This is a genomic window from Streptomyces catenulae (assembly GCF_000718015.1).
Lineage (GTDB): Bacteria > Actinomycetota > Actinomycetes > Streptomycetales > Streptomycetaceae > Streptomyces > Streptomyces catenulae.
In genome coordinates, this window is sequence record NZ_JODY01000033.1 from 1 (window position 1) to 24,867 (window position 24,867).

Annotated in this window: 25 protein-coding genes; 18 read left to right on the forward strand and 7 right to left on the reverse strand. The window is 73.6% G+C overall.

The features are described 5' to 3' along the window. Positions 1–455: 455 nt before the first annotated feature. Positions 456–1,445 (reverse strand): type I pantothenate kinase, encoded by a 990-nt coding sequence (gene coaA, locus IF23_RS0125045; RefSeq protein ID WP_030287425.1) that lies wholly within the window; start codon positions 1,443–1,445, stop codon positions 456–458. Between the two features lie 177 nt (positions 1,446–1,622). On the opposite strand from coaA, the gene IF23_RS0125050 reads away from it, so the two are divergent. The 8 genes from IF23_RS0125050 (at position 1,623) to IF23_RS31600 (ending at position 9,306) form a co-directional block, all read left to right on the forward strand. Next, positions 1,623–1,886 (forward strand): hypothetical protein, encoded by a 264-nt coding sequence (locus IF23_RS0125050; RefSeq protein WP_245655102.1) that lies wholly within the window; start codon positions 1,623–1,625, stop codon positions 1,884–1,886. A 110-nt stretch (positions 1,887–1,996) separates the two neighbouring features. Further along, positions 1,997–3,844 carry a glutamine--fructose-6-phosphate transaminase (isomerizing) gene (gene glmS / locus IF23_RS0125055; RefSeq protein ID WP_030287428.1) on the forward strand — a complete coding sequence of 616 codons (1,848 nt, stop codon included), beginning with the start codon at positions 1,997–1,999 and terminating at the stop codon, positions 3,842–3,844. A gap of 49 nt (positions 3,845–3,893) precedes the next feature. Then, the gene (locus IF23_RS0125060; protein ID WP_030287430.1) at positions 3,894–4,262 is read left to right on the forward strand and encodes a holo-ACP synthase; all 369 of its coding nucleotides are present in this window, start codon (positions 3,894–3,896) and stop codon (positions 4,260–4,262) included. A gap of 72 nt (positions 4,263–4,334) precedes the next feature. Then, complete coding sequence (locus IF23_RS0125065) at positions 4,335–5,798, forward strand: bifunctional ADP-dependent NAD(P)H-hydrate dehydratase/NAD(P)H-hydrate epimerase (protein ID WP_030287432.1); 1,464 nt, start codon at positions 4,335–4,337, stop codon at positions 5,796–5,798. 140 nt (positions 5,799–5,938) lie between these two features. Continuing rightward, a complete protein-coding gene (gene alr, locus IF23_RS0125070; protein ID WP_030287434.1) occupies positions 5,939–7,132 on the forward strand; it encodes an alanine racemase in 1,194 nt (397 codons plus the stop codon). Further along, entirely contained in the window at positions 7,129–8,373 is a 1,245-nt protein-coding gene (locus tag IF23_RS0125075; protein ID WP_030287436.1) for an alpha/beta fold hydrolase, read from the forward strand. Before alr ends, IF23_RS0125075 begins: the two co-directional genes overlap by 4 nt. 25 nt (positions 8,374–8,398) lie before the next feature. After that, positions 8,399–8,929, forward strand: coding sequence for a tRNA (adenosine(37)-N6)-threonylcarbamoyltransferase complex ATPase subunit type 1 TsaE (tsaE, locus tag IF23_RS0125080; protein ID WP_030287438.1), 531 nt, complete (start codon positions 8,399–8,401; stop codon positions 8,927–8,929). A 176-nt stretch (positions 8,930–9,105) separates the two neighbouring features. After that, positions 9,106–9,306, forward strand: a complete 201-nt coding sequence (locus tag IF23_RS31600) for a hypothetical protein (RefSeq protein ID WP_037679604.1) — start codon at positions 9,106–9,108, stop codon at positions 9,304–9,306. Between the two features lie 177 nt (positions 9,307–9,483). Here the strand turns inward: IF23_RS31600 and IF23_RS0125090 are convergent, their stop codons facing one another. Then, positions 9,484–10,056, reverse strand: a complete 573-nt coding sequence (locus IF23_RS0125090) for a L,D-transpeptidase (protein WP_030287440.1) — start codon at positions 10,054–10,056, stop codon at positions 9,484–9,486. A gap of 137 nt (positions 10,057–10,193) precedes the next feature. Between IF23_RS0125090 and tsaB the strand changes: the two genes are divergently transcribed. The 4 genes from tsaB (at position 10,194) to IF23_RS0125110 (ending at position 13,021) form a co-directional block, all read left to right on the forward strand. Then, complete coding sequence (tsaB, locus tag IF23_RS0125095) at positions 10,194–10,853, forward strand: tRNA (adenosine(37)-N6)-threonylcarbamoyltransferase complex dimerization subunit type 1 TsaB (protein WP_030287442.1); 660 nt, start codon at positions 10,194–10,196, stop codon at positions 10,851–10,853. Then, a complete protein-coding gene (gene rimI / locus IF23_RS0125100) occupies positions 10,850–11,443 on the forward strand; it encodes a ribosomal protein S18-alanine N-acetyltransferase (protein WP_030287443.1) in 594 nt (197 codons plus the stop codon). The genes tsaB and rimI overlap by 4 nt, the downstream gene beginning before the upstream one ends. Continuing rightward, positions 11,436–12,587, forward strand: coding sequence for a tRNA (adenosine(37)-N6)-threonylcarbamoyltransferase complex transferase subunit TsaD (gene tsaD, locus IF23_RS0125105; RefSeq protein ID WP_030287445.1), 1,152 nt, complete (start codon positions 11,436–11,438; stop codon positions 12,585–12,587). Before rimI ends, tsaD begins: the two co-directional genes overlap by 8 nt. Before the next feature lie 68 nt (positions 12,588–12,655). Beyond that, positions 12,656–13,021, forward strand: a complete 366-nt coding sequence (locus IF23_RS0125110; RefSeq protein ID WP_030287447.1) for a hypothetical protein — start codon at positions 12,656–12,658, stop codon at positions 13,019–13,021. On the opposite strand, the gene IF23_RS0125115 is transcribed toward IF23_RS0125110, so the two are convergent. After that, positions 13,005–14,225 carry a class I SAM-dependent methyltransferase gene (locus tag IF23_RS0125115; protein ID WP_030287449.1) on the reverse strand — a complete coding sequence of 407 codons (1,221 nt, stop codon included), beginning with the start codon at positions 14,223–14,225 and terminating at the stop codon, positions 13,005–13,007. The genes IF23_RS0125110 and IF23_RS0125115 overlap by 17 nt on opposite strands. Before the next feature lie 284 nt (positions 14,226–14,509). On the opposite strand from IF23_RS0125115, the gene IF23_RS0125120 reads away from it, so the two are divergent. Beyond that, positions 14,510–15,460 carry a polysaccharide deacetylase family protein gene (locus IF23_RS0125120; RefSeq protein WP_078654239.1) on the forward strand — a complete coding sequence of 317 codons (951 nt, stop codon included), beginning with the start codon at positions 14,510–14,512 and terminating at the stop codon, positions 15,458–15,460. A 76-nt stretch (positions 15,461–15,536) separates the two neighbouring features. Here the strand turns inward: IF23_RS0125120 and IF23_RS0125125 are convergent, their stop codons facing one another. Then, positions 15,537–16,973: an FtsW/RodA/SpoVE family cell cycle protein gene (locus IF23_RS0125125; RefSeq protein WP_078654240.1), complete on the reverse strand. Its 1,437-nt coding sequence runs from the start codon at positions 16,971–16,973 to the stop codon at positions 15,537–15,539. Between the two features lie 443 nt (positions 16,974–17,416). Between IF23_RS0125125 and groES the strand changes: the two genes are divergently transcribed. Both groES and groL read left to right on the forward strand, forming a co-directional pair. Beyond that, the gene (gene groES, locus IF23_RS0125130; protein WP_030287454.1) at positions 17,417–17,725 is read left to right on the forward strand and encodes a co-chaperone GroES; all 309 of its coding nucleotides are present in this window, start codon (positions 17,417–17,419) and stop codon (positions 17,723–17,725) included. Positions 17,726–17,828: 103 nt separating this feature from the next. Beyond that, a complete protein-coding gene (gene groL / locus IF23_RS0125135) occupies positions 17,829–19,454 on the forward strand; it encodes a chaperonin GroEL (RefSeq protein ID WP_030287456.1) in 1,626 nt (541 codons plus the stop codon). Between the two features lie 114 nt (positions 19,455–19,568). Here the strand turns inward: groL and IF23_RS0125140 are convergent, their stop codons facing one another. Further along, a complete protein-coding gene (locus tag IF23_RS0125140) occupies positions 19,569–19,889 on the reverse strand; it encodes a hypothetical protein (RefSeq protein WP_030287458.1) in 321 nt (106 codons plus the stop codon). A 326-nt stretch (positions 19,890–20,215) separates the two neighbouring features. Between IF23_RS0125140 and IF23_RS0125145 the strand changes: the two genes are divergently transcribed. After that, positions 20,216–20,974 carry a GntR family transcriptional regulator gene (locus IF23_RS0125145; RefSeq protein WP_030287460.1) on the forward strand — a complete coding sequence of 253 codons (759 nt, stop codon included), beginning with the start codon at positions 20,216–20,218 and terminating at the stop codon, positions 20,972–20,974. Between the two features lie 102 nt (positions 20,975–21,076). Here the strand turns inward: IF23_RS0125145 and IF23_RS0125150 are convergent, their stop codons facing one another. After that, a complete protein-coding gene (locus IF23_RS0125150) occupies positions 21,077–21,850 on the reverse strand; it encodes an SDR family NAD(P)-dependent oxidoreductase (RefSeq protein ID WP_030287461.1) in 774 nt (257 codons plus the stop codon). A 171-nt stretch (positions 21,851–22,021) separates the two neighbouring features. Here IF23_RS0125150 and IF23_RS0125155 point away from each other — a divergent pair, with 171 nt between their 5' ends. Then, positions 22,022–22,933 carry a LysR family transcriptional regulator gene (locus IF23_RS0125155; RefSeq protein WP_030287463.1) on the forward strand — a complete coding sequence of 304 codons (912 nt, stop codon included), beginning with the start codon at positions 22,022–22,024 and terminating at the stop codon, positions 22,931–22,933. 127 nt (positions 22,934–23,060) lie between these two features. On the opposite strand, the gene IF23_RS0125160 is transcribed toward IF23_RS0125155, so the two are convergent. After that, positions 23,061–23,393 (reverse strand): WhiB family transcriptional regulator, encoded by a 333-nt coding sequence (locus IF23_RS0125160; RefSeq protein ID WP_030287465.1) that lies wholly within the window; start codon positions 23,391–23,393, stop codon positions 23,061–23,063. A 397-nt stretch (positions 23,394–23,790) separates the two neighbouring features. Here IF23_RS0125160 and IF23_RS0125165 point away from each other — a divergent pair, with 397 nt between their 5' ends. Then, positions 23,791–24,402 carry a response regulator transcription factor gene (locus IF23_RS0125165; RefSeq protein WP_003948568.1) on the forward strand — a complete coding sequence of 204 codons (612 nt, stop codon included), beginning with the start codon at positions 23,791–23,793 and terminating at the stop codon, positions 24,400–24,402. Positions 24,403–24,867: the final 465 nt, after the last annotated feature.

Consider the following 24,867-nt stretch of genomic DNA (forward strand, 5'->3'; position numbering starts at 1 on the left):
CGCGTCGGCGCAGCGGGCGGCGGGGGGTCCGGTGGGGGGAGGGGGCACGGTTCATGGGGGCTCCTGGTGAGAGGGCCGACCGGCTCCGGCGGACGGCGGACTGTCAACGAGGGGGAGCGCTCAAGGGCATGCCGCGGCGGGCCGGACGGCGTACCCGGTGCGGTACGGGGCCGGAGCCGCCGCCGGTTCACGGTGTGCGGGCCACGGTCCGGAAAGATCCGTGCACGGACCGTATTACCTGACGGTAGGGCGGGTGTGACGGCGGTGACAAGACGCGGGACGCGGTCAACTGACGGTGGTGGGTGGGGAGTTCGGCGACGCGGTGGTGGCTCTGCGGTCGCAGTTTCGCCGGGGGTGCGGGCCGTCCGTGGGCATCCGGTCGGTGCTCCCGCAGCGGCTCAGCGCTCCCGCGGCGGCTCAGCGCCCCCCGCAGGCCCCGGCGCTCCCGCAGCGGCTCAGAGCTTCCGCAGGGACAGTCGTTGCACCTTGTGGTCGGGGCCCTTGCGTAGGACGAGGTTGGCTCGGCCGCGGGTGGGGGCGACGTTCTGTTCCAGGTTGGGCTTGTTGACGGTCCGCCAGATCTTCCGGGCGTACTCCAGCGCCTCCTCCTCGGAGACCTGGGTGTAGCGGCGGAAGTACGAGGACGGGTCCTGGAACGCGGTCTCCCGCAGCTTCCGGAAGCGGCCGAGGTACCACTTCTCGATGTCCTCGGTCCGCGCGTCGACGTAGACGGAGAAGTCGAAGAAGTCGGCGAGCCCGAGGCGGGTGCGGCCGTCCTTGCCGGGCAGCGCGGGCTGGAGGACGTTGAGGCCCTCCACGATCAGGATGTCGGGGCGGTGCACGGTGAGCCGCTCGCCCGGCACGATGTCGTAGATCAGATGCGAGTAGACCGGCGCGGTGACCTCGGCGCGGCCGGACTTCACAGCGGCGACGAAGCGGGTCAGCGCCCGCCGGTCGAACGACTCCGGGAAGCCCTTACGGGACATCAGCCCGCGGCGGTGCAGCTCGGCGTTGGGGTACAGGAAGCCGTCGGTGGTGACCAGTTCGACGCGCGGATGCTCGGGCCAGCGCGCCAGCAGCGCCTGGAGGAGCCGCGCGGTGGTCGACTTGCCGACCGCGACGCTGCCCGCCACGCCTATGACGAACGGGGTGCCCGGCTGCGCGCCGTGGCCGCCGCCCGCGTCGCCGAGGAAGGTGTTGAGCGCGCCGCGCAGATTGCTGGTGGCGCCGACGTAGAGATTGAGCAGCCGGGAGAGCGGGAGGTAGACGTCGCGGACCTCGTCGAGGTCGATGACATCGCCCAGTCCGCGCAGCCGCTCGACCTCTTCGGCGGTGAGCGGCAGCGGGGTCTTCTCCCGCAGCGCGCTCCACTCCGTACGCGTCAGATCGACGTACGGGGAGCGCTCGGCGCGGCGTCGTTGCTGCGGATCGGTCGTCGGGGCCACGGGTTCATTGTGCGCGGGCGGGCCGCGGCGGCGCCCCCGGGGTCGGCCGGGGCGTCCGGGTGGCCGGAAGTGGACGCGTGCGGTGGGAACGGTTGGGCGTCCGCCGCCGTCTTCGAGCATGGACCGGGTTGCCCGGGACGGCGCGGGCCCGCAGCGGGCCGGGGAGGGGTGGTCGGGATGGGTGGACGGCAGGGCAGGGGAGTGCTGCGGCGGCGCCGGGGCGGGGCGGCGGTGGTGGAGCGGGAGCGGTTCGCCGCGTCCGTCCACGCGGAGCTGGCCGAGGAACTGCCGGACGTGGACCTGGATCTGCTCGATCTGGACGAGGGGCTCGCCGGGTTCCTGGAGCGGTACGAGTCCCCGGCGTGCACCGACGCGGAGGCCGAGGAGGAGTTCTTGGACACGGTCCGGCTGGCGGCGGAGCGGTCGGAGCGCGGCTACTGAGCCCCGCACACCGCTGACGGGGCGCGCCCGGCGGGGGCGTCGGCGCGCCCGGTGCGGCCACGCGGCTGCCGGGCGCGGGGGCTCACAGGCCCGGCGCGTACGCTGCCCCCATGTGCGGAATCGTGGGTTATGTGGGCGGGCAGAGCGCCCTGGACGTCGTGCTCGCCGGACTGCGCCGACTGGAGTACCGCGGGTACGACTCGGCGGGCGTCGCGGTGCTGGCGGACGGCGGGCTGGCGTCGGCGAAGAAGGCCGGGAAGCTCGCCAATCTGGAGAAGGAGCTGGCGGCGCGGCCGCTGCCGTCCGGGACGACCGGTATCGGGCACACCCGGTGGGCCACCCACGGCGGGCCCACGGACGCCAACGCCCATCCCCATCTGGACAACGCCGGGCGGGTCTCGGTCGTCCACAACGGCATCATCGAGAACTTCGCCGCGCTCCGCGCCGAACTGACCGACCGCGGCCATGAACTGACGTCCGAGACGGACACCGAGGCCGTCGCGCATCTGCTGGCCGAGGCGTACTCGTCCTGCGGCGACCTGGCCGAGGCGATGCGTCAGGTGTGCCGCCGTCTGGAGGGCGCGTTCACCCTCGTCGCGGTGCACGCCGACGCGCCGGACGTGGTCGTCGGGGCGCGCCGCAACTCCCCGCTGGTGGTCGGCGTCGGTGAGGACGAGGCGTTCCTCGCCTCCGACGTCGCGGCGTTCATCGCGCACACCCGGGAGGCGATCGAGCTGGGCCAGGACCAGGTCGTCGAGGTGCGCCGGGACGGGGTGACCGTCACCGACTTCGACGGGGCACCGGCGCAGGTGCGCGCGTACCACGTCGACTGGGACGCCTCCGCCGCCGAGAAGGACGGCTACGACTACTTCATGCTCAAGGAGATCGCCGAGCAGCCCAAGGCGGTCGCCGACACCCTGCTGGGCCGGGTGGACGAGTCCGGTGTGCTCTCGCTGGACGAGGTGCGCATCCCGCCGGAGGTGCTGCGGGAGATCGACAAGGTCGTCATCGTCGCCTGCGGGACGGCGTACCACGCGGGCATGATCGCCAAGTACGCGATCGAGCACTGGACGCGGATCCCCTGCGAGACCGAGCTGGCCAGCGAGTTCCGCTACCGCGACCCGATCATGGGGCCGCGCACGCTGGTCATCGCGATCAGCCAGTCCGGCGAGACGATGGACACCCTGATGGCGCTCCGCCACGCGAGCGAGCAGGGCGCCAAGGTCCTCGCGATCTGCAACACCAACGGCTCGACCATTCCGCGTGAGTCGGACGCGGTGCTCTACACCCACGCCGGTCCCGAGGTCGCGGTCGCCTCCACCAAGGCGTTCCTGACCCAGCTGGTCGCCTGCTACCTGGTGGCGCTCTACCTCGGGCAGGTCCGGGGGACGAAGTGGGGCGACGAGATCCGGGACGTGGTCCGGGAACTGGCCGCGATCGGTACGCAGGTCGAGCAGGTGCTCGGCACGATGGAGCCGGTGCGGGAGCTGGCCCGGGGGCTGGCCGACAAGAACACCGTGCTGTTCCTGGGGCGGCACGTCGGCTACCCGGTGGCGCTGGAGGGCGCGCTCAAGCTCAAGGAGCTGGCGTACATGCACGCCGAGGGCTTCGCGGCGGGTGAGCTGAAGCACGGTCCGATCGCGCTGATCGAGCAGGACGTGCCGGTCGTGGTGGTCGTCCCGTCGCCGCGCGGCCGCTCGGTGCTGCACGACAAGATCGTCTCCAACATCCAGGAGATCCGGGCCCGCGGCGCCCGCACCATCGTCATCGCGGAGGAGGGCGACGAGGCGGTGGTGCCCTACGCCGACCACCTCGTCCGCATCCCGCGGACCCCGGTGCTGCTCCAGCCGCTGGTCTCGGCCGTCCCGCTCCAGGTCTTCGCCTGCGAGCTGGCGACCGCCCGCGGCAACGAGGTCGACCAGCCGCGCAACCTAGCCAAGTCGGTGACGGTGGAGTGAGCGGCCGTCAGCGGTGCCGTGCGGCGCGCCTCCGGGGCGGGGTGCGCCGGTGATCATCGGGGTGGGGATCGACGTCGCCGAGATCGACCGGTTCGGGGCGGCGCTGGAGCGTACGCCGGAGCTGGCGCGGCGGCTGTTCATCGACGCGGAGCTGGTGCTGCCGAGCGGGGAGCGGCGCGGTACCGCCTCGCTGGCGGCCCGTTTCGCCGCGAAGGAGGCGGTCGCCAAGGCGCTCGGCGCGCCCGGCGGGCTGCACTGGACGGACGCCGAGGTGTACGTGGAGGACAGCGGCCAGCCCCGGCTGCGGGTCCGCGGCACCGTCGCCGCCCGCGCCGCCGAACTGGGCGTCCGCGCCTGGCACGTCTCGCTCAGCCATGACGCGGGTGTGGCGTCGGCGGTGGTCGTGGCGGAGGGGTGAGGCCCGGGGCGGGCCCCGCCCGGCCCGCTCCGTCCCCGTGCCGCCGTGGCGCCCCGGTGTGAGACTGACCCCATGAGGACTGCGTACAGCGTGGCGGACGTGCGGGCGGCGGAGCGGGAGTTGATGGCGCGGCTGCCCGAAGGGGCGCTGATGCAGCGGGCCGCGGCCGGGCTGGCGGCGGTCTGCGTCCGGCTGCTGAGCGGGGCGCGCGGGGTGTACGGCTCCCGGGTGGTGCTGCTGGTCGGCAGCGGTGACAACGGCGGTGACGCCCTGTACGCCGGGGCGCGGCTGGCGCGCCGCGGCGCCGCGGTCGGCGCGGTCCTGCTGTCGCCGGAGCGGGCGCACGCCGGGGGGCTGGCGGCGCTGCGGGCGGCCGGTGGCACCGTCGTCGACGACGCGGAGCGCGCGGTGGCCCGCGCCGATCTGGTGCTCGACGGCATCGTCGGCATCGGTGGCCGCGGCGGACTCCGTCCCCGCGCCGCCCAACTCGCCGCGCTGGCCGCCGAGTCGTGCCCAGTCGTCGCCGTCGACCTGCCGAGCGGGGTGGACGCGGACACCGGCGAGGTGGCGGGCGAGGCGGTCCGGGCCGATGTCACCGTGACGTTCGGGGCGTACAAACCGGGGCTGCTGATCGATCCGGCGCGGGAGCGGGCCGGGGTGGTGCACCACGTCGACATCGGTCTCGCGCCGGGCGCGGAGCCCGCCGCCGAGGCGCTCCAGCACGCGGAGGTGGCGCGGCTGCTGCCGGTGCCGTCGGCGGAGAGCGACAAGTACCGGCGCGGGGTGGTCGGGGTGGTCGCCGGGTCCGCGCGGTATCCGGGGGCCGCGGTGCTGGCGGTCGCCGGGGCGCTGCGCGGCGGCGCGGGCGCCGTCCGGTACGTCGGACCGGCCGCCGACGCGGTCCTCGCGCGCTTCCCGGAGACGCTGGTGCACACCGGGCCGCCGCACCGCGCGGGCCGGGTCCAGTCCTGGGTGCTCGGCCCCGGCATCGGCGACGAGGCGGACGCCGTGGACGAGGTGCTCGCCGCCGAGGTGCCGGTGCTGGTGGACGCCGACGGGCTGCGGTTCCTGACGCCGGAGCGGGTCCGCGCCCGGACCGCGGGCACCCTGCTCACCCCGCACGCGGGCGAGGCCGCCGCGCTGCTCGGCACCGACCGCGCCGAGGTGACGGCCGGGCGGCTGCGGGCGGTCCGTGAGCTGGCCGCCCGGTTCGGCGCGACGGCGCTGCTCAAGGGCTCGACGACGCTGGTCGCGGACGCCGCGGGCCCCGTACGGGTCAACCCCACCGGGACCGGCTGGCTGGCGACCGCGGGCAGCGGCGACGTGCTGTCCGGCCTGACCGGTTCGCTGCTCGCCGCCGGGCTCGCCCCGCGGGACGCGGCGTCGGCGGGCGCCTATCTGCACGGCCTCGCGGCCCGCTTCGCGGCCGGTGCGGACGGGGCGCCGGTCACCGCGATGCAGGTCGCCGGTCGGCTCGCGGCGGCCTGGCGGGACGTCGGACGGCGCACCCCGCGGCAGGGCGGAGCGGCCCGCTGAACGGCCGCCGCGGGCCGCGTCCCGCACCCTGCGCGCACGCCGTTCCCGGGCCGGTCCGCGCCGGTCGGCCGGGCCCCGTACGCCGCCTCCGGCCGGGCGTACCCGGGGCCCGCCGGGCGGCGCCTGAGACACTGAGGGGGATGAACGAGACAGCGAAGCGGGCCCGCGCCGCCATCGACCTCGCCGCCGTGCGGTCGAATGTGCGAGCGCTGCGCGGCCGCGCACCCGGGGCAGAGCTGATGGCCGTGGTCAAGGCCGACGGTTACGGACACGGCGCGGTGCCCTGTGCGCGCGCCGCCCGCGCGGCGGGCGCGAGCTGGCTGGGCACCGCCCTTCCCGAGGAGGCGTTCGCGCTCCGCGCGGCCGGTGACACCGGGCGGCTGATGTGCTGGCTGTGGACGCCGGGCGGCCCCTGGCGCACCGCCGTCGAGCAGGACATCGACGTCTCCGTCAGCGCGCTGTGGGCACTGCGCGAGGTGACCGACGCGGCCCGCGCTGCCGGGCGCCCGGCCCGCGTCCAGCTCAAGGCCGACACCGGGCTGGGCCGCAGCGGCTGCCAGCCCGCCGACTGGCCGGAGCTGACCGCCGCCGCCCGCGACGCCGAGCGCGCCGGGCTGCTCACCGTCACCGGCGTCTGGTCCCACTTCGCCTGCGCCGACGAGCCGGGCCACCCCTCGATCGCCGCGCAGCTGACCGCGTACCGCACGGCGCTCGCCGTCGCCGACGCCGCGGGGCTGCGCCCGGAGGTCCGCCACATCGCCAACACCCCGGCGCTGCTGACCCTCCCCGAGGCCCACTTCGACCTGGTCCGCGCGGGCATCGGCATCTACGGCGTCTCGCCCGCCCCCGAGATCGGCACCGCCCGGGAGCTGGGGCTGCGCCCCGCGATGACGCTGGAGGCGTCACTCGCCTCGGTCAAGAGCGCCCCGGCCGGTCACGGCGTCTCGTACGGCCACCACTACACGACGGCGGACGGGACGACGCTCGCGCTGGTGCCGCTCGGCTACGCGGACGGCATTCCGCGCCATGCCTCCGGCCGCGGGCCGGTGCTCGTCGCGGGGAAGCGGCGGACGGTCGCCGGGCGGGTCGCGATGGATCAGTTCGTCGTCGATCTGCACGGCGACACCGCGCTCCCCGGCGACCGCGCGGTGCTCTTCGGCCCCGGCGACGACGGTGAGCCGACCGCCGAGGACTGGGCGCGGGCCACCGACACCATCGCGTACGAGATCGTCACGCGGATCGGCGGCCGGGTGGCGCGGGTCCACCACGACAGCGCGCCGGAGCCCGCCGTGCCCGCGGCGGCGGGCAGCCGCGACGCGGGAGGCACCGGATGACGGACGCCGGGGACGCGGCCGAGGCGGCGGCCGGGGCCGCGGGCAGCTGGGCGAAGGCCGGCCGTCACGCGGGGCTGGCGGGCGCCGCCATCGGCATCGTCGCCGCGGGCGCCGCCGCCGGGGTGGCGATGGAGCGGATGACGGTCGGCCGCGGGATGCGGCGGCGCGCCCGCACCGCGCTGGACGCCGTCGGCCCCTACGGCACGCTCCGCGGCACCCCGGGCACCGCCGTCGCCGCGGACGGCACCCCGCTGTACTACGAGATCGACGAGGCGGACGCCGCCGCGGCGCCGCGCGTCCGGACGGCGAAGGACGCGTCCGGCGACGCCGCGGAGGTCCGCCGCCGCCTCGCCGGGCCGCGCCGCCGCTCGCCCGCGCCCACCGTCGTCTTCTGCCACGGCTACTGCCTCAACCAGGACTCCTGGCACTTCCAGCGCGCCGCGCTGCGCGGCGCGGTCCGCACCGTCCACTGGGACCAGCGCAGCCACGGCCGCTCGGGCCGCTCCCGCGCGGTCGGTGACGGCGGCGAGCCGGTCACCATCGATCTGCTGGGCCGCGATCTGAAGGCGGTGCTGGACGCGGCGGCGCCCGAGGGGCCGCTGGTGCTGGTGGGGCACTCCATGGGCGGGATGACGGTGATGGCCCTCGCCGACCAGTACCCGGAGTTCGTGGCCGAGCGGGTCGCGGGCGTGGCGCTGATCGGGACGTCCGCCGGGCGGCTGAGCGAGGTGGCGTTCGGGCTGCCGTCCTTCGGCGTCAAGGCGTTCCACCGGCTCGCGCCCGGTCTGCTGAAGGTGCTGGGCGCCCAGAGCGATGTCGTCGAGCGGGGCCGCCGGGCCACCGCCGACCTCTTCGCCGGGATCATCAAGCGGTACTCCTTCGGCACCCCGCAGGACGTCGACCCGGGCGTCGCGCGCTTCGCCGAGCGGCTCATCGAGGCCACCCCCATCGACGTCGTCGCGGAGTTCTACCCGGCCTTCGCCACCCACGACAAGGCGGCGGCGCTGGTGGCGTACGACACGGTCGCCTCGCTGGTGCTCGCCGGGGAACGCGATCTGATCACCCCGGCCGACCACAGCGAGGCCATCGCCGAACTGCTCCCCGCCACCCGCCTGCTGAAGGTGGACGGCGCCGGACATCTGGTGATGCTGGAGCGCCCGGAGCTGGTCACCGAGGAGTTGGTGACCTTGATCGAGCGGGCCGCGTCGGCCGGTCGCCGGGGGCGCTCGGCGCGGGCCTGACCGCCGCGCCCGTACCATTTGCGGCATGAGTGCCACCGCCACACAGACCCGTGTCACCGTCGAAACGCCCGAGCGGATGCAGGAGTTGGGGCGCCGGTTGGCCGCGCTGCTGCGCCCCGGCGACCTGGTGCTGCTCACCGGTGAGCTGGGCGCGGGCAAGACGACGCTCACCCGCGGCCTGGGCGAGGGCCTGGGCGTGCGCGGCGCCGTCACCTCCCCGACCTTCGTGATCGCCCGGGTGCACCCGCCGCTGACCGGCGGCCCCGCGCTGGTCCACGTCGACGCCTACCGCCTCGGCGGCGGTCTGGACGAGATGGAGGACCTGGACCTCGATGTGTCGCTGCCGGAGTCGGTGGTGGTCGTGGAGTGGGGCGACGGCAAGGTCGAGGAGCTGTCCGACGACCGGCTGCACGTGGTGATCGAGCGCGCGGTGGGCGCGGACGCCCCGGTGGACACCGGCTGGGAGAGCGACGCCGCCGACGTCCGCACGGTGACGGTCACCGGTATCGGCGCGCGCTGGGCGGACGCCGGGGTCGCGGAGCTGACCGCGGGCTGACCGGCGGCGCGGCGGGCGGGTGGTGCCCGGGGTGACGTGCGCCGGGCTTTTCCGACAGGCCGTCGGTAACGTGTTGCGTCCGCGGTGCCCGCCGTGGTCACATGGGAGAGGAGTAGAAGTTAGGTCAGCCTAACTTCCCTCTCGACCCGCTTGCCCCAGGAGCCCGGGAGGCGACCATGACCGCTCACGAGCCCGCCGCCGCACCGCCCGCCCGCGAGGCGTGCGACGCGCCGCCCACCATGCGCCAGCTCCTCGCGTCCTGCGCCGCCGCCACCGCCGTCTCCACACCCCCCGACGCCCCGGCCGCCCCCGCCGCCGCGCCTCCGGCCGAGCCGGACGTCCCGGCGCCGTCCACCACGGAGCGGGACGCCGCATAGCCCGTACGGGCGAACGCCGACCGGCCGGGCGCGATACGCGTCCCGGCCGGTCGCCGTGTGTGCGGGCAGCGGGGGAGCGGGCACCCGAAGACGTACGGGCGCCCGGAACGGATGTAACCGACGCCCGGAAAAGGATCTACGGGCGCCCGGAAGAGGATTTACGGGCGCCCGCGGCCGTCAGGCGACCACGACCACCTTGGTGCCGTTGACCGCGAAGTCCCACATCGCGGCGCCGTCGGCGCGCGACTCCCGGATGCCGCCGGTGCGCTGCGAGGCGTCCGGGTTGGGGGACGACCCGTCGACCGCCGCGCTGAAGCCGATGACCACACCGTCCACGCTGGCGAACCGCACCACGTGCTCGATGGCGATCCCGTCCGACCCGGTCACGCTCACCGACCGGGAGGCGACCGCGTAGGTGCCCATCGGCGGGGAGACCGTGCTCGGGGCGACGGCGAAGGTGCGGGTGGCGGTCTCGTCCTCGCCGACCAACCAGACCCGCTTGGCGCCGAGCGCGTAGACGATCCGCTTCCCGGCGCCGGACGCCTCGGGGACCTTCGGCGCCGCCGGGCGGTGCTCCTTCTTCGCGCCGCCGGGCTGCTGCGCGGGGTGCTTGCCCGCGCTGTCGCCGCTCTTGTGGTGCGGGTGCAGATCGGCCGGGGCGGACGCGGACGCCTGGTAGCCCAGGAAACCGACCGCGACCAGGGCCGCCGCGGTGAGCGCGGTGACGATCGTGCTGCTCCTGGCGGGCATCGCTGTGCCACCTTCCGCTGTGCGCGCTTCCGTTGTGCCCACCCCGGGGGCGAGCCGTCTCGCGGTCCGATTGACGTACTGGACGCCGACCGTAGCACCGGAAAGGGCACCGCCCGGCGCGCCGTACGCTTGAGGGCGTGCTGCTCCTAGCCCTAGACACCGCCACGCCCGCCGTCACCGTCGCCCTCCACGACGGCGAGCGGGTTCTCGCCGAGTCCCGCCAGGTGGACGCGCGCCGCCACGGCGAGCTGCTGCTGCCCGCCGTCGACCGGGTGCTGGCCGAGGCGGGCGTGAAGCTCGACGCGGTCACCGACCTGGTGGTCGGCGTCGGCCCCGGCCCCTACACCGGCCTCCGCGTCGGCCTGGTCACCGCCGCCTCCTTCGGCGCCGCGCTCGGCATCCCGGTGCACGGCCTGTGCTCCCTGGACGGCCTCGCCCACGCCGCCGCCCTGGACACCCCCTTCGTCGTGGCGACCGACGCCCGCCGCAAGGAGGTCTACTGGGCCCGCTACGACGCCGACGGCCGCCGCCTGACCGAACCCGCCGTCGACCGCCCCGCCGACCTCGCCGAGCAGGTCGCCGGGGTCCCCGCGGTCGGCGCCGGAGCCCTCCTGTACGACGCGGTCTTCACCGGCGTACGGCGCGACGGCCCCGAGCACCAGTCCGGCGCCGCGCTCGCCTCCGCCGCGGTCCGCGCGCTCGCCGCCGGTGAGGAGCTGCTGCCGCCCCGGCCGCTCTACCTCCGCCGCCCCGACGCCCAGGTCCCGGCCAACTACAAGGTGGTCACCCCCCGGTGAGCACGACCGTCCCCGGTGCGGTGGACGCCCCCGTCCTGCGCGAGATGCGCTGGTGGGACCTGGACGCGGTGCTCGATCTGGAGCGGGCGCTCTTCCCGGAGGACGCCTGGTCGGCCGGGATGTTCTGGTCCGAGCTGGCGTACGCCCGCGGACCGGCCGCCAACCGCCGCTACCTCGTCGCCGAGAGCGGCGGCCGGATCGTCGGCTACGGCGGGCTGGCCGCCGTCGACGGCACCGGCGACATCCAGACCATCGCCACCGCCCGCGACCACTGGGGCAGCGGCCTAGGCGCCCGGCTGCTGACCGCGCTGCTCACCGCCGCCACCGACTTCGAGTGCCACGAGGTGCTGCTGGAGGTCCGCGTCGACAACCTCCGCGCCCAGCGCCTGTACGAACGCTTCGGCTTCGTCCCGCTCGGCTTCCGCCGCGGCTACTACCAGCCCGGCAACGTCGACGCCCTGGTCATGCGGCGCACCGCGACCGACCCGGACGCCGAGGCGCCCGACCCCGATCCGGACGCCGCTCCGCCGGTCCCCGCCGCCCCCGCCCCCGACGCCCCTCGCCCCAAGGAATCCGATCACCATGGCTGACTCTCGCGGTGGACCGCTGGTCCTCGGCATCGAGACCTCCTGCGACGAGACCGGTGTCGGCATCGTCCAGGGCCACACCCTGCTCGCCGACGCCGTCGCCTCCAGCGTCGACGAGCACGCCCGCTTCGGCGGCGTCGTCCCCGAGGTCGCCTCGCGCGCCCATCTGGAGGCGATGGTCCCCACCATCCAGCGCGCCCTGAAGGACGCCGGTGTCGCCGCGAGCGACCTCGACGGCATCGCCGTCACCGCGGGCCCCGGGCTCGCCGGTGCCCTGCTCGTCGGCGTCTCGGCGGCGAAGGCGTACGCCTACGCGCTCGGCAAGCCGCTCTACGGCGTCAACCACCTCGCCTCCCACATCTGCGTCGACCAGCTGGAGCACGGCGCGCTGCCGGAGCCGACGATGGCGCTGCTGGTCTCCGGCGGCCACTCCTCGCTGCTGCTGGCGCCCGACATCACCTCCGACGTCCGGCCGCTCGGCGCGACCATCGACGACGCGGCGGGCGAGGCGTTCGACAAGGTCGCGCGGGTGCTGCACCTCGGCTTCCCGGGCGGCCCGGTCATCGACCGCTACGCCCGCGAGGGCGATCCGGAGGCGATCCGCTTCCCGCGTGGCCTGACCGGTCCGCGCGACGCCGCGTACGACTTCTCGTTCTCCGGCCTCAAGACCGCGGTGGCCCGCTGGATCGAGGCGAAGCGGGCGGCGGGTGAGGAGGTGCCGGTGGCGGATGTCGCGGCCTCCTTCCAGGAGGCGGTGGTGGACGTGCTGACCCGTAAGGCCGTCCGCGCCTGCAAGGACAACGGCGTCGACCACCTGATGATCGGCGGCGGCGTCGCGGCCAACTCCCGGCTGCGGGCGATGGCCGCCCGCCGCTGCGAGGACGCCGGGATCACCCTGCGGGTGCCGCGCCCCAAGCTGTGCACCGACAACGGCGCGATGGTCGCGGCGCTCGGCGCGGAGATGGTCGCCCGGGGCCGCGCCGCCTCCGACTGGGACCTCCCCGCCGACTCCTCCCTCCCGGTGACCGAACCCCACGTCCCCGGCACCCACACCCACGACGACGGCCACGCCCACGCCCACGCCCACGGCCACAGCCATGACCACGACCATGTGCACGAGCTGAGCAAGGAGAACCTCTACGGCTGACCGGGCGCACCGGCGTCCTCGCTACCCTGGCAGCGGCGGAACGGCCGGCGGCGCGCGGGGAGGCGGGCATGGACTGGTTCTGGTGGGTCTTCATCTTCTTCATGGCGGGCGGTTTCGCGAAGGTCGCCGACACCGCGCGCGGCGCGCTGCGCACCCGCCACGAACGCCGTATGGAGCGCCTGGAGACCGACCGCGCGCGCCGCGCCGAGCTGGCCGCCGCCCAGGAGCCGCCCAAGCCGGTCTGCGGCTGTACCCACCATCTCGCCAAGCACGACAAGAGCGGGAAGTGCCACGAGCCGGTGGAGCGCCCGGTCGCCTGGGACGCCGACCACCGGCCGGTGCGCTACGAGGCCGGTCCCTGCGCCTGCCAGCAGTACGTCGGCCCGCAGCCGCTCGCCCAGATCTACGCCGAGGACCTCACCGACCAGGCGTGACGGGTGCCTGCGCCGGGTGCCCGAGCAGCATCGCGGGCGCCCCGGCGACCCGGGTGAGGAAGACCGTGCAGTGGTTCCGTCCGCCGAGCTTCAGCTTCTTGCGCAGCTCCTCGGGCTCCACCGCCGACCCGCGCTTCTTGATCACGGCGACGCCCACCTCCCGCTCCCGCAGCAGCGCCCGCAGCTTCTTGACGTTGAACGGCAGCACGTCGGTGATCGCGTAGGCGGTGGCGTACGGCGTCGGGGTCAGGGCGTCCGCGGTGACATAGGCGATCGTCGGGTCGATGAGCCGCCCGCCGACCTGCCGGGCGACGTCCGCGACGAGATGGGCGCGGATCACCGCGCCGTCCGGTTCGTAGAGCCACCCGCCGACCGGTCCCGGCTCCGGGTCGGGCAGGTCCGCGCCGAGCAGTGAGTCCCCGGCGGGCAGCAGCGTCGCCCGGCGGCCACCCGGCCGGACCGCCCCGGGCGCGTCGGCGGCGGGCCCGAACCACAGCACCGCCTCCTTCACATCGCCGCCGTCGGAGATCCACTCGGTCTCGGCGTCCGCGGGCAGCGCCTCGTGCGGGACGCCCGGCGCGATCTTCAGCGCCGCGTACGGCGCGGTGCGGGCCGCGTCGATCGCCCAGGAGAGCGGCGGGGAGTACGCCTCGGGGTCGAAGATCCGGCCGCCGCGCGCCTTGGTGCGCCGGGCCGGGTCGACGAAGACCGCGTCGTAACCGGCGGTGTCGGTCCCGGTGACGTCGGCGCAGCGGACCTCGATCAGGTCGGCGAGCCCGAGCGCGTCGGCGTTGGCGCGGGCGGCGGCGCAGGCCAGCGGGTCCCGGTCGACGGCGAGCACCCGGATCCCGGCGCGGGCCAGCGCCAGCGCGTCCCCGCCGATGCCCGCGCACAGATCGGCGACGGACCGGACGCCGAGCGCGGCGAGGCGGGCGGCGCGGTGCTCGGCGACGGCGGTACGGGTGGACTGCTCGACGCCGTTGGGCGTGAAGTACATCCGCCGGGCGTCCGCCCCGAACTTGGCCGCGGCGCGCTGGCGCAGCCGCGCCTGGCCCAGCGCGGCGGAGACCAGCGCGGCCGGATGGTCGCGGCGCAGCCGGGTCGCGGTGGCCAGTTCGTCGGCCGGGTCGTGGTCGTGCAGGGCGTCCAGCAGCGCCTGCCCCTCGGGGGTGAGCAGCGCGGCGAAGGAGTCGGGATCGGTCACCGTCCCATCATTCCTCGCCGCCGCCGGACGGTGACGGACGGGCCTCACGGGGAGCCGGTACGGACCCGCGGCGGGGCCCCCGGGGCGTCCCCGCGCCCGCCCCCGAGCCGCCGCCGTCCATCCCGTACGGCCCGGCGGTACGTCGCTGACCTGCCATGACCCGCTCGGCGTAGGGCGGGCGGGGCCGTCGGGTGGACGGCGCGCGGGGCGGCGTGGGCCGGTCGGTTGACCCTGCCGCGTGGCGCGCGGCGGCGCGCAGAAAGCCGCTGCCACTATCCGGCGTTATGCAGCTAATCAGACTTTTCTCGCATTCCGGGTGCCCCGGACCGGGCCGCCCGACGGCGCGCCGGACGCGCACCCTGGCCGCCGTCGGCGCCCTGAGCCTGCTCGCCGTCGGCTGCTCCGCCGCCGCGACCCCCTCCCCCCAGGACAACGCCCCCGCCCACGGCCGCCCCGCCGTGGCCCCCGCCGCCCGCGCCCTGCTCACCCAGGCCAAGCTGATCGAACGGGCCCAGGCCCGCCGCGACGCGGTCGCCGCCCGCTGGGGGCTCGACGAGGCGCCGCTGGAGCCGCCCGAGCCGCCCGCCGCCAAACCCCACATCACCACCGAGCCGGTCTTCGCCCGCGGCGACGACCCGGACCTCCCCACTGCCATCTCCCGCGTCCCCACCGACCGGAAGATCGTCTTCCTGACGCTGGACGACGGCTACGACAAGGACCCCGAGTTCCTGCGGATGACGAAGGAGCTGCACATCCCCTACAGCGCCTTCCTCAGCGACTACCTCGCCAAGGCGGGCAAGGGCTACGGCTTCTTCCGCACCGTCCAGCAGCAGGGCAACGGCGTGCACAACCACACGCTGCACCACCCCTACCTGCCCGGACTGAGCGACGCCCAGCAGCGCAAGGAGATCTGCGGGCAGCAGGAGTACCTCACCCGCGAGATGGGCCGCACCCCGCGGCTCTTCCGGCCCCCCTACGGGGACTACACCCACGAGACCCTGAAGATCGCCGCGTCCTGCGGCATCTCCGTCGTCCCGCTGTGGGCCGAGGAGTTCTTCCCCGACCACGTCGACTACAGCCGCGGCGACGGGAAGCTGCACCCCGGCGACATCATCCTCAGCCACTTCCGGGGCCGCGAGGACTGGCAGGCGACCATGCCCGACCTGCTCCGCAACGTCCTGCGCACCGCCACCGAGCAGGGCTTCGCCGTCGCCCGTCTGGAGGACTACGTCTGAGCCGCAGACCGCCCGGCACCTCCGGGCACCCGCCGGAGCCCGCCCTCTACGGGTGGTCGGGGACGGCCGGGGGCCGTCAGCCCCCCGGCCCACCGGCGCGCGGGGCGGGCAGCGCACGCCGCCCCGCGCGCCGCCGGGAACGCCGCGCGAAGGCGCCCACCGGCTCCCGGCGCCGCTGCGCCGCATCGCTGATCCGCAGCAGCACGGCGACCATCATCCAGTTCGCCACCAGCGACGACCCGCCCTTGGCGAGGAACGGCAGCGCCTTGCCGGTCAGCGGGATCAGCCCCGTCACACCACCGGCGACCACGAAGACCTGGAGTATCAGCGCGCCCGACAGCCCCACGGCGAGCAGCTTGCCGAACGGGTCGCGGGCGCTCACCCCGACCCGGAACCCGCGCTGCGCGAGGAGGGTGTAGAGCAGCAGGACGACCATCACCCCGGCCATCCCCAGCTCCTCGCCGACGGTGGTGAGGATGAAGTCGCTGTTGCCCGCGAACCCGACCAGTTCCGGATGGCCCTGACCGAGCCCGGTGCCGCCGACGCCGCCGCTGCCGAAGCTGAACAGCGACTCCGCCGACTGCGCGGAGATCAGCCCCGGCGGCCGCTTCTCCGGCGGCAGGAAGATGTCCATCGGGTGCAGCCAGGCCATCACCCGGCCCTTGACGTGCGGCTCCGCCGACCCCACGACCGCCGCGCCGACCGCCGCCATCAGCAGACCGCAGACCACCCAGCCGGTCCGCTCGGTCGCCATGTACAGCATGATCACGAAGACGCCGAAGAAGATCAGCGACGTACCGAGGTCACGCTCGAAGACCAGCACCAGCAGGCTGATGATCCAGATCGTGAAGATCGGCCCGAGCTGACGGCCAGGCGGCAGCTGCACGCCCATCACCCGCCGCCCGGTCAGCGCCAGCGCGTTGCGGTTCACCGTCAGATACCCGGCGAAGAACACCACGATCATCAGCTTCACGAACTCGCCGGGCTGCAGCGACAGCGGCCCGAGCAGGATCCACCGCTTGGCGCCGAACTGGTCCGCGCCGAAGAACGCCGGTGCCATCAGCAGCACCAGCCCGACCGCCATCGTCAGATACACGTAGCGCTGCAACACCCGGTGGTCGCGCAGGAGCAGCAGGATCCCCACACAGACCGCCACCCCCAGCCCGGTCCACACCAGCTGCCCGGTGGCCGCCTGCGCGGTCTGCAGCCGTGGCAGCCGTTCGTAGGTGATGTCCAGACGGTTCAGCAGGACGAGCCCGATGCCGGTGAGCAGGGTGGCCAGCGGCAGGATCAGCGGATCGGCGCGCTCGGCGACACGGCGGACGACGAGGTGCGGCACCAGCGCGATCAGCACCATCGCGGCGGTGAACCACGCCATCCCGTCGGGCAGCCGCCCCTCCATCGACAGTCCGGTGTAGGCGTAGCCGCCGACGGTGATCGCGACCGCGAAGGCGAGCATCCGGGCCTCGGTCCCGCGGCGGTCCGGTGCCTGGGCGAGCGCGGCGAACGTCATCGTGCGCTCGACGTCGCTCTCCTCCCGCGCGGTACGTGCCGCACTCCTCGCTCCTCGCACCTGTCTCCTCCGTCATCCGCGAAGCTGCCCGCCCCGGTGGCCGGCTCGGCAACCTTGAGGGAAGACCGAGGTCCGGGGCGCCGGGTTGCGACGACGGCCCCTGATGTGTCCGATTCGGCACGGTATCCGGCCGGGACGGTGCAGGGCACGGCTCCGCCGGAGTTCCGCCCGCGGCCCGCCCGTGGACCGGGCGACCCGTTTCCGGCTCGACTGGCACTCCACTTGACCGAGTGCTAACCGCGTCATAGTGTCGGCGTTGGCACTCTCCGAAGGGGAGTGCTAAGCACGGCGATGGGCTGGTCCGGCACCCGCGACGACGGATCCATCTGCTCGCCACCTCAGACAGTTAACCCCGTGAGATCTCCGAAGGGGGAGGTCGGATCGTGACGACCGCCAGCACCAAGGTTGCCATCAAGCCGCTTGAGGACCGCATCGTGGTCCAGCCGCTCGACGCCGAGCAGACCACGGCCTCTGGCCTGGTCATCCCGGACACTGCCAAGGAGAAGCCCCAGGAGGGCGTCGTCCTGGCCGTCGGTCCGGGTCGCTTCGAGGAGGGCAACCGTCTTCCGCTCGACGTTTCCGTCGGCGACGTCGTGCTCTACAGCAAGTACGGCGGCACCGAGGTGAAGTACAACGGCGAGGAGTACCTCGTCCTCTCGGCTCGCGACGTTCTCGCGATCGTCGAGAAGTAAGTCACCCAGCATTCTGCTGTGATCTGCGCCCCTGGTTCCCGCGTCCAAGCACCGGGGCAGGGGCGCAGTTCGTTGAGAGCACGACGTTAAGGACACGTAACTCATGGCGAAGATCCTGAAGTTCGACGAGGACGCCCGTCGCGCCCTGGAGCGCGGCGTCAACAAGCTGGCCGACACGGTGAAGGTGACGATCGGCCCCAAGGGCCGCAACGTCGTCATCGACAAGAAGTTCGGCGCGCCGACCATCACCAACGACGGCGTCACCATCGCGCGTGAGGTCGAGGTCGACGACCCCTACGAGAACCTCGGCGCCCAGCTGGTGAAGGAGGTGGCGACCAAGACCAACGACATCGCGGGTGACGGCACCACCACCGCCACCGTGCTGGCCCAGGCGCTGGTCCGCGAGGGTCTGCGCAACGTCGCCGCCGGTGCCTCCCCCGCCGCCCTGAAGAAGGGCATCGACGCCGCCGTCAAGGCCGTCTCCGACGACCTGCTCGCGACCGCGCGTCCCATCGAGGACAAGACCGACATCGCCGCCGTCGCGGCCCTGTCCGCCCAGGACAAGCAGGTCGGCGAGCTGATCGCCGAGGCGATGGACAAGGTCGGCAAGGACGGTGTCATCACCGTCGAGGAGTCCAACACCTTCGGCCTGGAGCTGGACTTCACCGAGGGCATGGCCTTCGACAAGGGCTACCTCTCGCCCTACATGGTCACCGACCAGGAGCGGATGGAAGCGGTCCTGGAGGACCCCTACATCCTCATCCACCAGGGCAAGATCGCCTCGATCCAGGACCTGCTCCCGCTGCTGGAGAAGGTCATCCAGGCGGGTGGCTCCAAGCCGCTGCTGATCATCGCCGAGGACGTCGAGGGCGAGGCCCTGTCGACCCTGGTCGTCAACAAGATCCGCGGCACCTTCAACGCCGTCGCCGTCAAGGCGCCCGGCTTCGGCGACCGCCGCAAGGCGATGCTCGGCGACATGGCCACCCTCACCGGTGCCACCGTCATCGCCGAGGAGGTCGGCCTCAAGCTCGACCAGGCCGGTCTGGACGTGCTGGGCACCGCCCGCCGCGTGACCGTCACCAAGGACGACACCACCATCGTCGACGGTGGCGGCAACTCCGAGGACGTCCTCGGTCGCGTCAACCAGATCAAGGCCGAGATCGAGACCACCGACTCGGACTGGGACCGCGAGAAGCTCCAGGAGCGCCTCGCCAAGCTCGCCGGTGGCGTCTGCGTCATCCGCGTGGGTGCGGCCACCGAGGTCGAGCTCAAGGAGAAGAAGCACCGTCTGGAGGACGCCATCTCCGCGACCCGCGCCGCGGTCGAGGAGGGCATCGTCTCCGGTGGTGGCTCCGCGCTCGTCCACGCCGCCAAGGTGCTGGACGGCGGTCTGGGCAAGGAGGGCGACGAGGCCACCGGTGTCGCCGTCGTCCGCCGCGCCGCCGTCGAGCCGCTGCGCTGGATCGCCGAGAACGCCGGTCTCGAGGGCTACGTCATCACCTCGAAGGTCGCCGAGCAGGACAAGGGCCAGGGCTTCAACGCCGCCACCGGTGAGTACGGCGACCTGGTCAAGGCCGGCGTCATCGACCCGGTGAAGGTCACCCGCTCCGCCCTGGAGAACGCCGCCTCCATCGCCTCGCTGCTCCTCACGACCGAGACCCTGGTCGTCGAGAAGCCTGCCGAGGAGGAGCCCGCCGAGGCCGGTCACGGCCACGGCCACTCCCACTGACCCGGCCCCTCACAGGCCGCGCCGGTAGCGCCACACGAGGCCCGGTCCCCCACGAAGGGGGCCGGGCCTCGTGCCGTGCCCGGGGCGCCGGTCCGGTACCGGCCGGGCCCTGCATCAGGCGGCTGAAGCGCCGCCCCCGCCGCCGTCCATCAGCTGCCGCAAGCGGGCGCCCCGGCTCTCCGACACCCGGTGCACCTTGGTCAGCGCATCGTTCAAGTCGTAGGCCAGCAGATGGATTTCGCCAGGCGTCCACGCACAGGAGTCGAGCGTGCGACGGGCTTCTCCGACGAGGACGGCCGCCGCTTCCATCTGCTCCGCCTCCATCCGGTCGGCGAGCCGCGAGATGTACCCGGTCCCGGTGCCGCCGATCAGGTAACACGGCTTTCCGTCGGGGCTGGTCCACGGCAGCAGCCGGGCAAGGTCTATGGAGTTCATCGGGCAGCCGCCTCCTCCGAGGGCGAGGTGTCTGCGGGACGGCGGCCCTGGGCGGGCAGCGGCATGAAGAGCGTTCGGCTGGTGCGAAGCAAGTCGTCAACCTCCGTGCGGCGGAAGGCCGTTGCCAGTGCGTGGCGCGGCCTTGGGGCATCGGTGAATGTTCCGCTTCGGTCCCTCCGTCAGATGTCGGGGGCCGTCTGCGGCCAAGTGAAGCGTTCCATCTCTAGAGATCGCAAGCCTCCTCTAGAGATGTCACCCGCGAAGGTGAGCGTCCGCTGTGCGGGTGAACAGGCGGTCTAGGGTGTCCAGAGATCAGGAGGGGGCGTATGGCCGCCAAGGGCAACGACCGTCAGCCGAAGTATCAGCGCATCGCTGAAGAGCTGAAGGAGGCGGTCAGGGTCGGCGAATACGGGCCCGGTGATCGGCTTCCCGGCGAGAACGACATCATGGCTGCGCACCAAGTCGCCCGCATGACTGCGCGTCAGGCCCTCGGTGTCCTGCAGAACGAAGGAGTCGCGGAGGCGCGCAAGGGCGTGGGTGTCTTCGTCCGTGACTTCCAGCCGTTGCGGCGCCGTGGTGTCCAGCGGCTCGCGCGTGATCAGTGGGGAGCGGGCCGCTCCATCCGATCGGCCGATGCCGGGGAGAGGGAGCTGGTCGTCGACCAGGTTGTCGTCAGCGAGGAGTCGGCGCCCCAAGCCGTCGCGGACGTGCTCAGGATCGCTCCGCGTGAGGCGGTGTGCGTGCGCAGCCGCCGGTTCAGCCTCGATGGCAAGCCGGTTCTGCTGGCCACCAGCTATCTGCCCGCCGCCCTGGTGGCTGGTTCGGCGATTGTCCGGAAGGACACCGGTCCGGGCGGCATCTACGCCCGTCTCGCTGAACTGGGCTGCGGTCCTGTGCGCTTCCGGGAGCAGAGCCGCAGCCGGATGCCGTCCCGGGACGAGGCGGACCGGCTGCGCCTCGGCGCCGGTACGCCCGTGATCGTCATCGTCCGTACCGCCTTCGCGGACGGCGGCCGCCCCGTCGAGGTCAACGAAATGATCCTGGACTCGTCCGCGTACGTACTCGAATACGACATCGAGGCGTAGCGGCGGCGCGGGGGAGCGGCGGCCGTCCCGTAAGGGACAGGTTCCTGCCCCTTACGGGACCGCGGGCGTGCTCAGCGGGGCCGGGCCTCGTGCCGTGCCCCGCTACTTCGGTCCGAACTTCCGTCCCGTGCGGGAGGTCAGGCCGCCGAGCATGCCGCGCGGGGCCAGCTTCGCGGCGCCCATCAGTGCCTTGTAGCGGGGGTCGGGGATGGAGAGGGACCGGCCGCGGGCCAGGTCCTTCATCGCCGCGTCGACCAGTTTGTCGGCGTCCAGCCACATCCAGCCGGGGATGTTGTCCGTCCCCATCCCGGCCCGCTGGTGGAACTCCGTCCGGACGAAGCCGGGGCAGAGCGCCATCAGCCGCACCCCGCTGTCCGCCAGATCCCGCGCCGCGCCCTGCGTGAACTGCACCACCCACGCCTTGCTCGCCCCGTAGGTGCCGCGCGGTACGAACGCCGCGACGGAGGCGACGTTGACGACCCCGCCGCGCCGCCGCTCCCGCATCCCGCGCACCGCCGCCGTGGTCAGCCGCAACACCGCCTCGCAGTGCACCTTCAACATGGCGAGTTCGTCGTCCATCGGCACGTCCAGGTACTCACCCTTGTTGCCGAAGCCCGCGTTGTTGACCAGCAGGTCCACCGGGTGCTTCCGGTCGCCGAGCCGCTCCTCGACCGTGGCGATGCCCTCCTCGGTGGCCAGATCCGCGCTCAGCACGCTCGCCTCGATGCCGTGCAGGTCGTGCAGTTCGGTCGCCTGCCGGTGCAGCCGCTTCTCGTCGCGTGCCACCAGGACGAGGTTGTGGCCGTCGTGCGCCAGGCGCCGGGCGAACGCCGCCCCGATGCCCGAGGTCGCTCCCGTGATCAATGCAGTCGTCATGCGCTGCACGCTATCCGGCCCGGATGACATGAACGCACCCGTCCGGCCCGCCCCGACCGGCCCGCCCGCCCCGGCGCCACCCGAGCCGGAGCCGGACCCGGGAAGGGCGGCGCGACCAAAGTCGCACCCCTTATTTTCCCCCTACCCCCAAGCCTCGCTTATGCTGGAGCCATGATCGAGGCTCGCCATCTCCGTGTGCTGCGCGAGGTCGCCCGTACCGGCTCGTTCTCCGCCGCCGCCCGGGAACTGGGCTGCACCCAGCCGGCCGTAAGTCAGCAGATGAAGGCCCTGGAGCAGTCGGCGGGCACCCCGTTGCTGATCCGCACCGGCCGCGAGATGCGGCTGACCCAGGCGGGCGAGGCGCTGGTGCGGCACGCCGTCGGCATCCTCGCCGGGCTCACCGCCGCCGAGGAGGAGGTCGCCGCCATCGCGGGGCTCCGCGCCGGTCGGGTCCGCCTGGTGTCCTTCCCCTCCGGCAGCTCCACGCTGGTGCCCGCCGCGCTGGCCGCCATGCGCGCCGCCCATCCGCGTACCCGCGTCTCCCTGGACGAGGCCGAGCCGCCCCGCTCGATCGAGATGCTGCGCAACGGCGACTGCGAGATCGCGCTGGCCTTCCGCTACCCGGAGGTCCGCGCCGCCGCCCCGGAAGCCTGCTCCGACTGGGACGACCTCGTCGTCCGCCCGGTCCTCGCCGACCGTCTGGTGGGCCTGGTCCCGGAGGGCCACCGCCTCGCCGCCACCGGCTCCGCCGCCTTCGGCGACCTCGCCGACGAGCCGTGGATCGCCGGGTGCCCCCGCTGCCGTACGCATCTGGTCGAGGTGTGCGAGCGCGCCGGGTTCACCCCGCGCATCGACTTCGCCACCGACGACTACCCGGCCGTGATCGGCCTGGTCGGCGCCGGTCTGGGCGTCGCCGCCCTCCCCGAGCTGACCCTCGCGTCGGTACGGCCCAAGGGTGCGCGCACGGTGCGTCTGGAGCCCGCCGTGCACCGCGAGATCGTGGCCCTCACCCTGCCGGACCTCGCCCGGGTCCCGGCCGTCGGCGCCATGCTCGATCAGCTGGAGTGCGCCGCCGCCCGCTGATCCGGCGGCGTACGGACGGTGCGCCCGGCGCCGGTTCAGGGCAGCTCGCCGCGCGACCACACCCCTGGCCGAGGTGCGGCCACGCCCCTGGAGGAACGTTTCTGCTGAACGGTTCGGCCGTCCGGTGTCAGCCGCTCTGGGCGCCCGCGGGGCCGACCAGCGTGGTCGCGGGGACCATCCGGTGCCGGGCCCGGCCCATCAGCTCCTCGCGTTCGTCCTCGGTCAGGCCGCCCCAGACCCCGTAGGGCTCGCGGACGGCCAGCGCATGCGCCGCGCATTCGGCCCGTACGGGGCAGCGCATGCAGACCTCCTTCGCCGATGTCTCACGCGCGCTGCGGGCGGCACCGCGTTCCCCTTCGGGATGGAAGAACAGCGAGCTGTCCACACCGCGGCAGGCTGCCAGCAGCTGCCAGTCCCAGAGGTCTGCGTTCGGGCCCGGGAGGCGGGAGAAATCTGCCATTGCGTATCCCCTCGAAGCGATTGCTGTATCGGGCTCGGTGGTGACGACGGTACATCTACTGTGTAAGTAGATGTAAATATGACTCATTGCGAATCTAGCGTCAGATCGCCAGAAAATGGAAGGAAGAGAGCCAAATAGGGCATAAGGCTCATTCGGGGGCGAGTGATCGCCCACGGCGGCCCTGTTCGTCTGCGTATCCGGGCCCTTACGCAGCGTGCCGAATTCGATGCTCGAACCCGTAACTCTTTCGAGTGACCGTCGTTGAGTGTGCGAAAGCGGTTGGCGGAGTTAGTGATCGGGCAGGTGTCCGAGCCCGTCAAGCGCACAGGTGACGATACGTACCAGCCTGGAGGCTCAAGGTGACGCGCAGCAGCTGTGAGAGCCGCGGGGGACAGTCATGACTTCCGTCCTCGTCTGCGACGACTCCCCGCTTGCCCGAGAGGCGCTCCGCCGCGCGGTTGCGACCGTTCCCGGCGTCGAGCGTGTGACGACGGCAGCCAACGGCGAGGAAGTCCTCCGCCGCTGGGGTGCCGATCGCTCGGATCTGATTCTGATGGATGTGCGGATGCCCGGTCTGGGCGGTGTGGAGACGGTGCGCCGGCTGCTGTCCGCCGATCCGGGCGCCCGGATCATCATGCTCACGGTGGCCGAGGACCTGGACGGGGTGGCCCTCGCGGTCGCCGCCGGGGCCCGCGGGTATCTGCACAAGGACGCCTCGCGCGCCGAGCTGCGGGCCACGGTCACCCAGGCGCTCGCGGACCCGACGTGGCGGCTCGCCCCGCGGCGGCTGCGGTCCGCCGAGATGGGTGCCGCCCCGACGCTCACCGCCCGCGAGATCCAGGTGCTGGAGGGCATGAGCCACGGCCGTTCCAACGCCGAGATCGGCCGGGAGCTGTTCCTCTCCGAGGACACGGTCAAGACCCACGCCCGGCGGCTGTTCAAAAAGCTCGGCGCCTCGGACCGCGCCCATGCGGTGGCGCTGGGCTTCCGTTGGGGGCTGGTGCGCTGAACTGCGGGTCAACGGGGTCACGGCGGCTCTCTCCGGTCGGAGGAGTGAGCGTTGTGGCCCCCTTGCCGCGTGGGTGACGGGCGGTGCGGCGCAGGTCGCGCGCGGGGGAGCGCCGTCGTCCGGACGGCGGGCCGCGCCGGTCTTCGGGGGTCGGGCGCCGCTCGGCGGTGCGCCCCGGGGTGGCCGGTGTGCGGTGTGGGCAACCCTTAGACGTCGAAACGTCACGGGATGCCGCATCCTTGACGTGTGACTCCTCCCCGGCGGAGGCCGGGGCTTCTCACTCGGCCAAGAAGAGACCTCATGACGGACAAGCCTTACCCGATGCCTCACGGCACGGATACACGCTACCGGCGAGGACTCGACGTCGGCATGGGCACAACCCGATCGGGGGAGGCGTGGGACGTGCGTGCTAACGCGGCGGCTCGTAACGGTTCAGTGCACAACGACGAGGGCGGTGCCGGGAGC

Bases quoted from the DNA above. Each gene is read 5' to 3' on its own strand.
- IF23_RS0125050 (WP_245655102.1), top strand. From the start codon at position 1,623: ATGGGTGGACGGCAGGGCAGGGGAGTGCTGCGGCGGCGCCGGGGCGGG.
- glmS (WP_030287428.1), top strand. From the start codon at position 1,997: ATGTGCGGAATCGTGGGTTATGTGGGCGGGCAGAGCGCCCTGGACGTC.
- IF23_RS0125065 (WP_030287432.1), top strand. From the start codon at position 4,335: ATGAGGACTGCGTACAGCGTGGCGGACGTGCGGGCGGCGGAGCGGGAG.
- alr (WP_030287434.1), top strand. From the start codon at position 5,939: ATGAACGAGACAGCGAAGCGGGCCCGCGCCGCCATCGACCTCGCCGCC.
- IF23_RS0125075 (WP_030287436.1), top strand. From the start codon at position 7,129: ATGACGGACGCCGGGGACGCGGCCGAGGCGGCGGCCGGGGCCGCGGGC.
- tsaE (WP_030287438.1), top strand. From the start codon at position 8,399: ATGAGTGCCACCGCCACACAGACCCGTGTCACCGTCGAAACGCCCGAG.
- IF23_RS31600 (WP_037679604.1), top strand. From the start codon at position 9,106: ATGACCGCTCACGAGCCCGCCGCCGCACCGCCCGCCCGCGAGGCGTGC.
- IF23_RS0125090 (WP_030287440.1), bottom strand. From the start codon at position 10,056: ATGCCCGCCAGGAGCAGCACGATCGTCACCGCGCTCACCGCGGCGGCC.
- tsaD (WP_030287445.1), top strand. From the start codon at position 11,436: ATGGCTGACTCTCGCGGTGGACCGCTGGTCCTCGGCATCGAGACCTCC.
- IF23_RS0125110 (WP_030287447.1), top strand. From the start codon at position 12,656: ATGGACTGGTTCTGGTGGGTCTTCATCTTCTTCATGGCGGGCGGTTTC.
- IF23_RS0125120 (WP_078654239.1), top strand. From the start codon at position 14,510: ATGCAGCTAATCAGACTTTTCTCGCATTCCGGGTGCCCCGGACCGGGC.
- IF23_RS0125125 (WP_078654240.1), bottom strand. From the start codon at position 16,973: ATGACGTTCGCCGCGCTCGCCCAGGCACCGGACCGCCGCGGGACCGAG.
- groL (WP_030287456.1), top strand. From the start codon at position 17,829: ATGGCGAAGATCCTGAAGTTCGACGAGGACGCCCGTCGCGCCCTGGAG.
- IF23_RS0125140 (WP_030287458.1), bottom strand. From the start codon at position 19,889: ATGAACTCCATAGACCTTGCCCGGCTGCTGCCGTGGACCAGCCCCGAC.
- IF23_RS0125145 (WP_030287460.1), top strand. From the start codon at position 20,216: ATGGCCGCCAAGGGCAACGACCGTCAGCCGAAGTATCAGCGCATCGCT.
- IF23_RS0125150 (WP_030287461.1), bottom strand. From the start codon at position 21,850: ATGACGACTGCATTGATCACGGGAGCGACCTCGGGCATCGGGGCGGCG.
- IF23_RS0125155 (WP_030287463.1), top strand. From the start codon at position 22,022: ATGATCGAGGCTCGCCATCTCCGTGTGCTGCGCGAGGTCGCCCGTACC.
- IF23_RS0125160 (WP_030287465.1), bottom strand. From the start codon at position 23,393: ATGGCAGATTTCTCCCGCCTCCCGGGCCCGAACGCAGACCTCTGGGAC.
- IF23_RS0125165 (WP_003948568.1), top strand. From the start codon at position 23,791: ATGACTTCCGTCCTCGTCTGCGACGACTCCCCGCTTGCCCGAGAGGCG.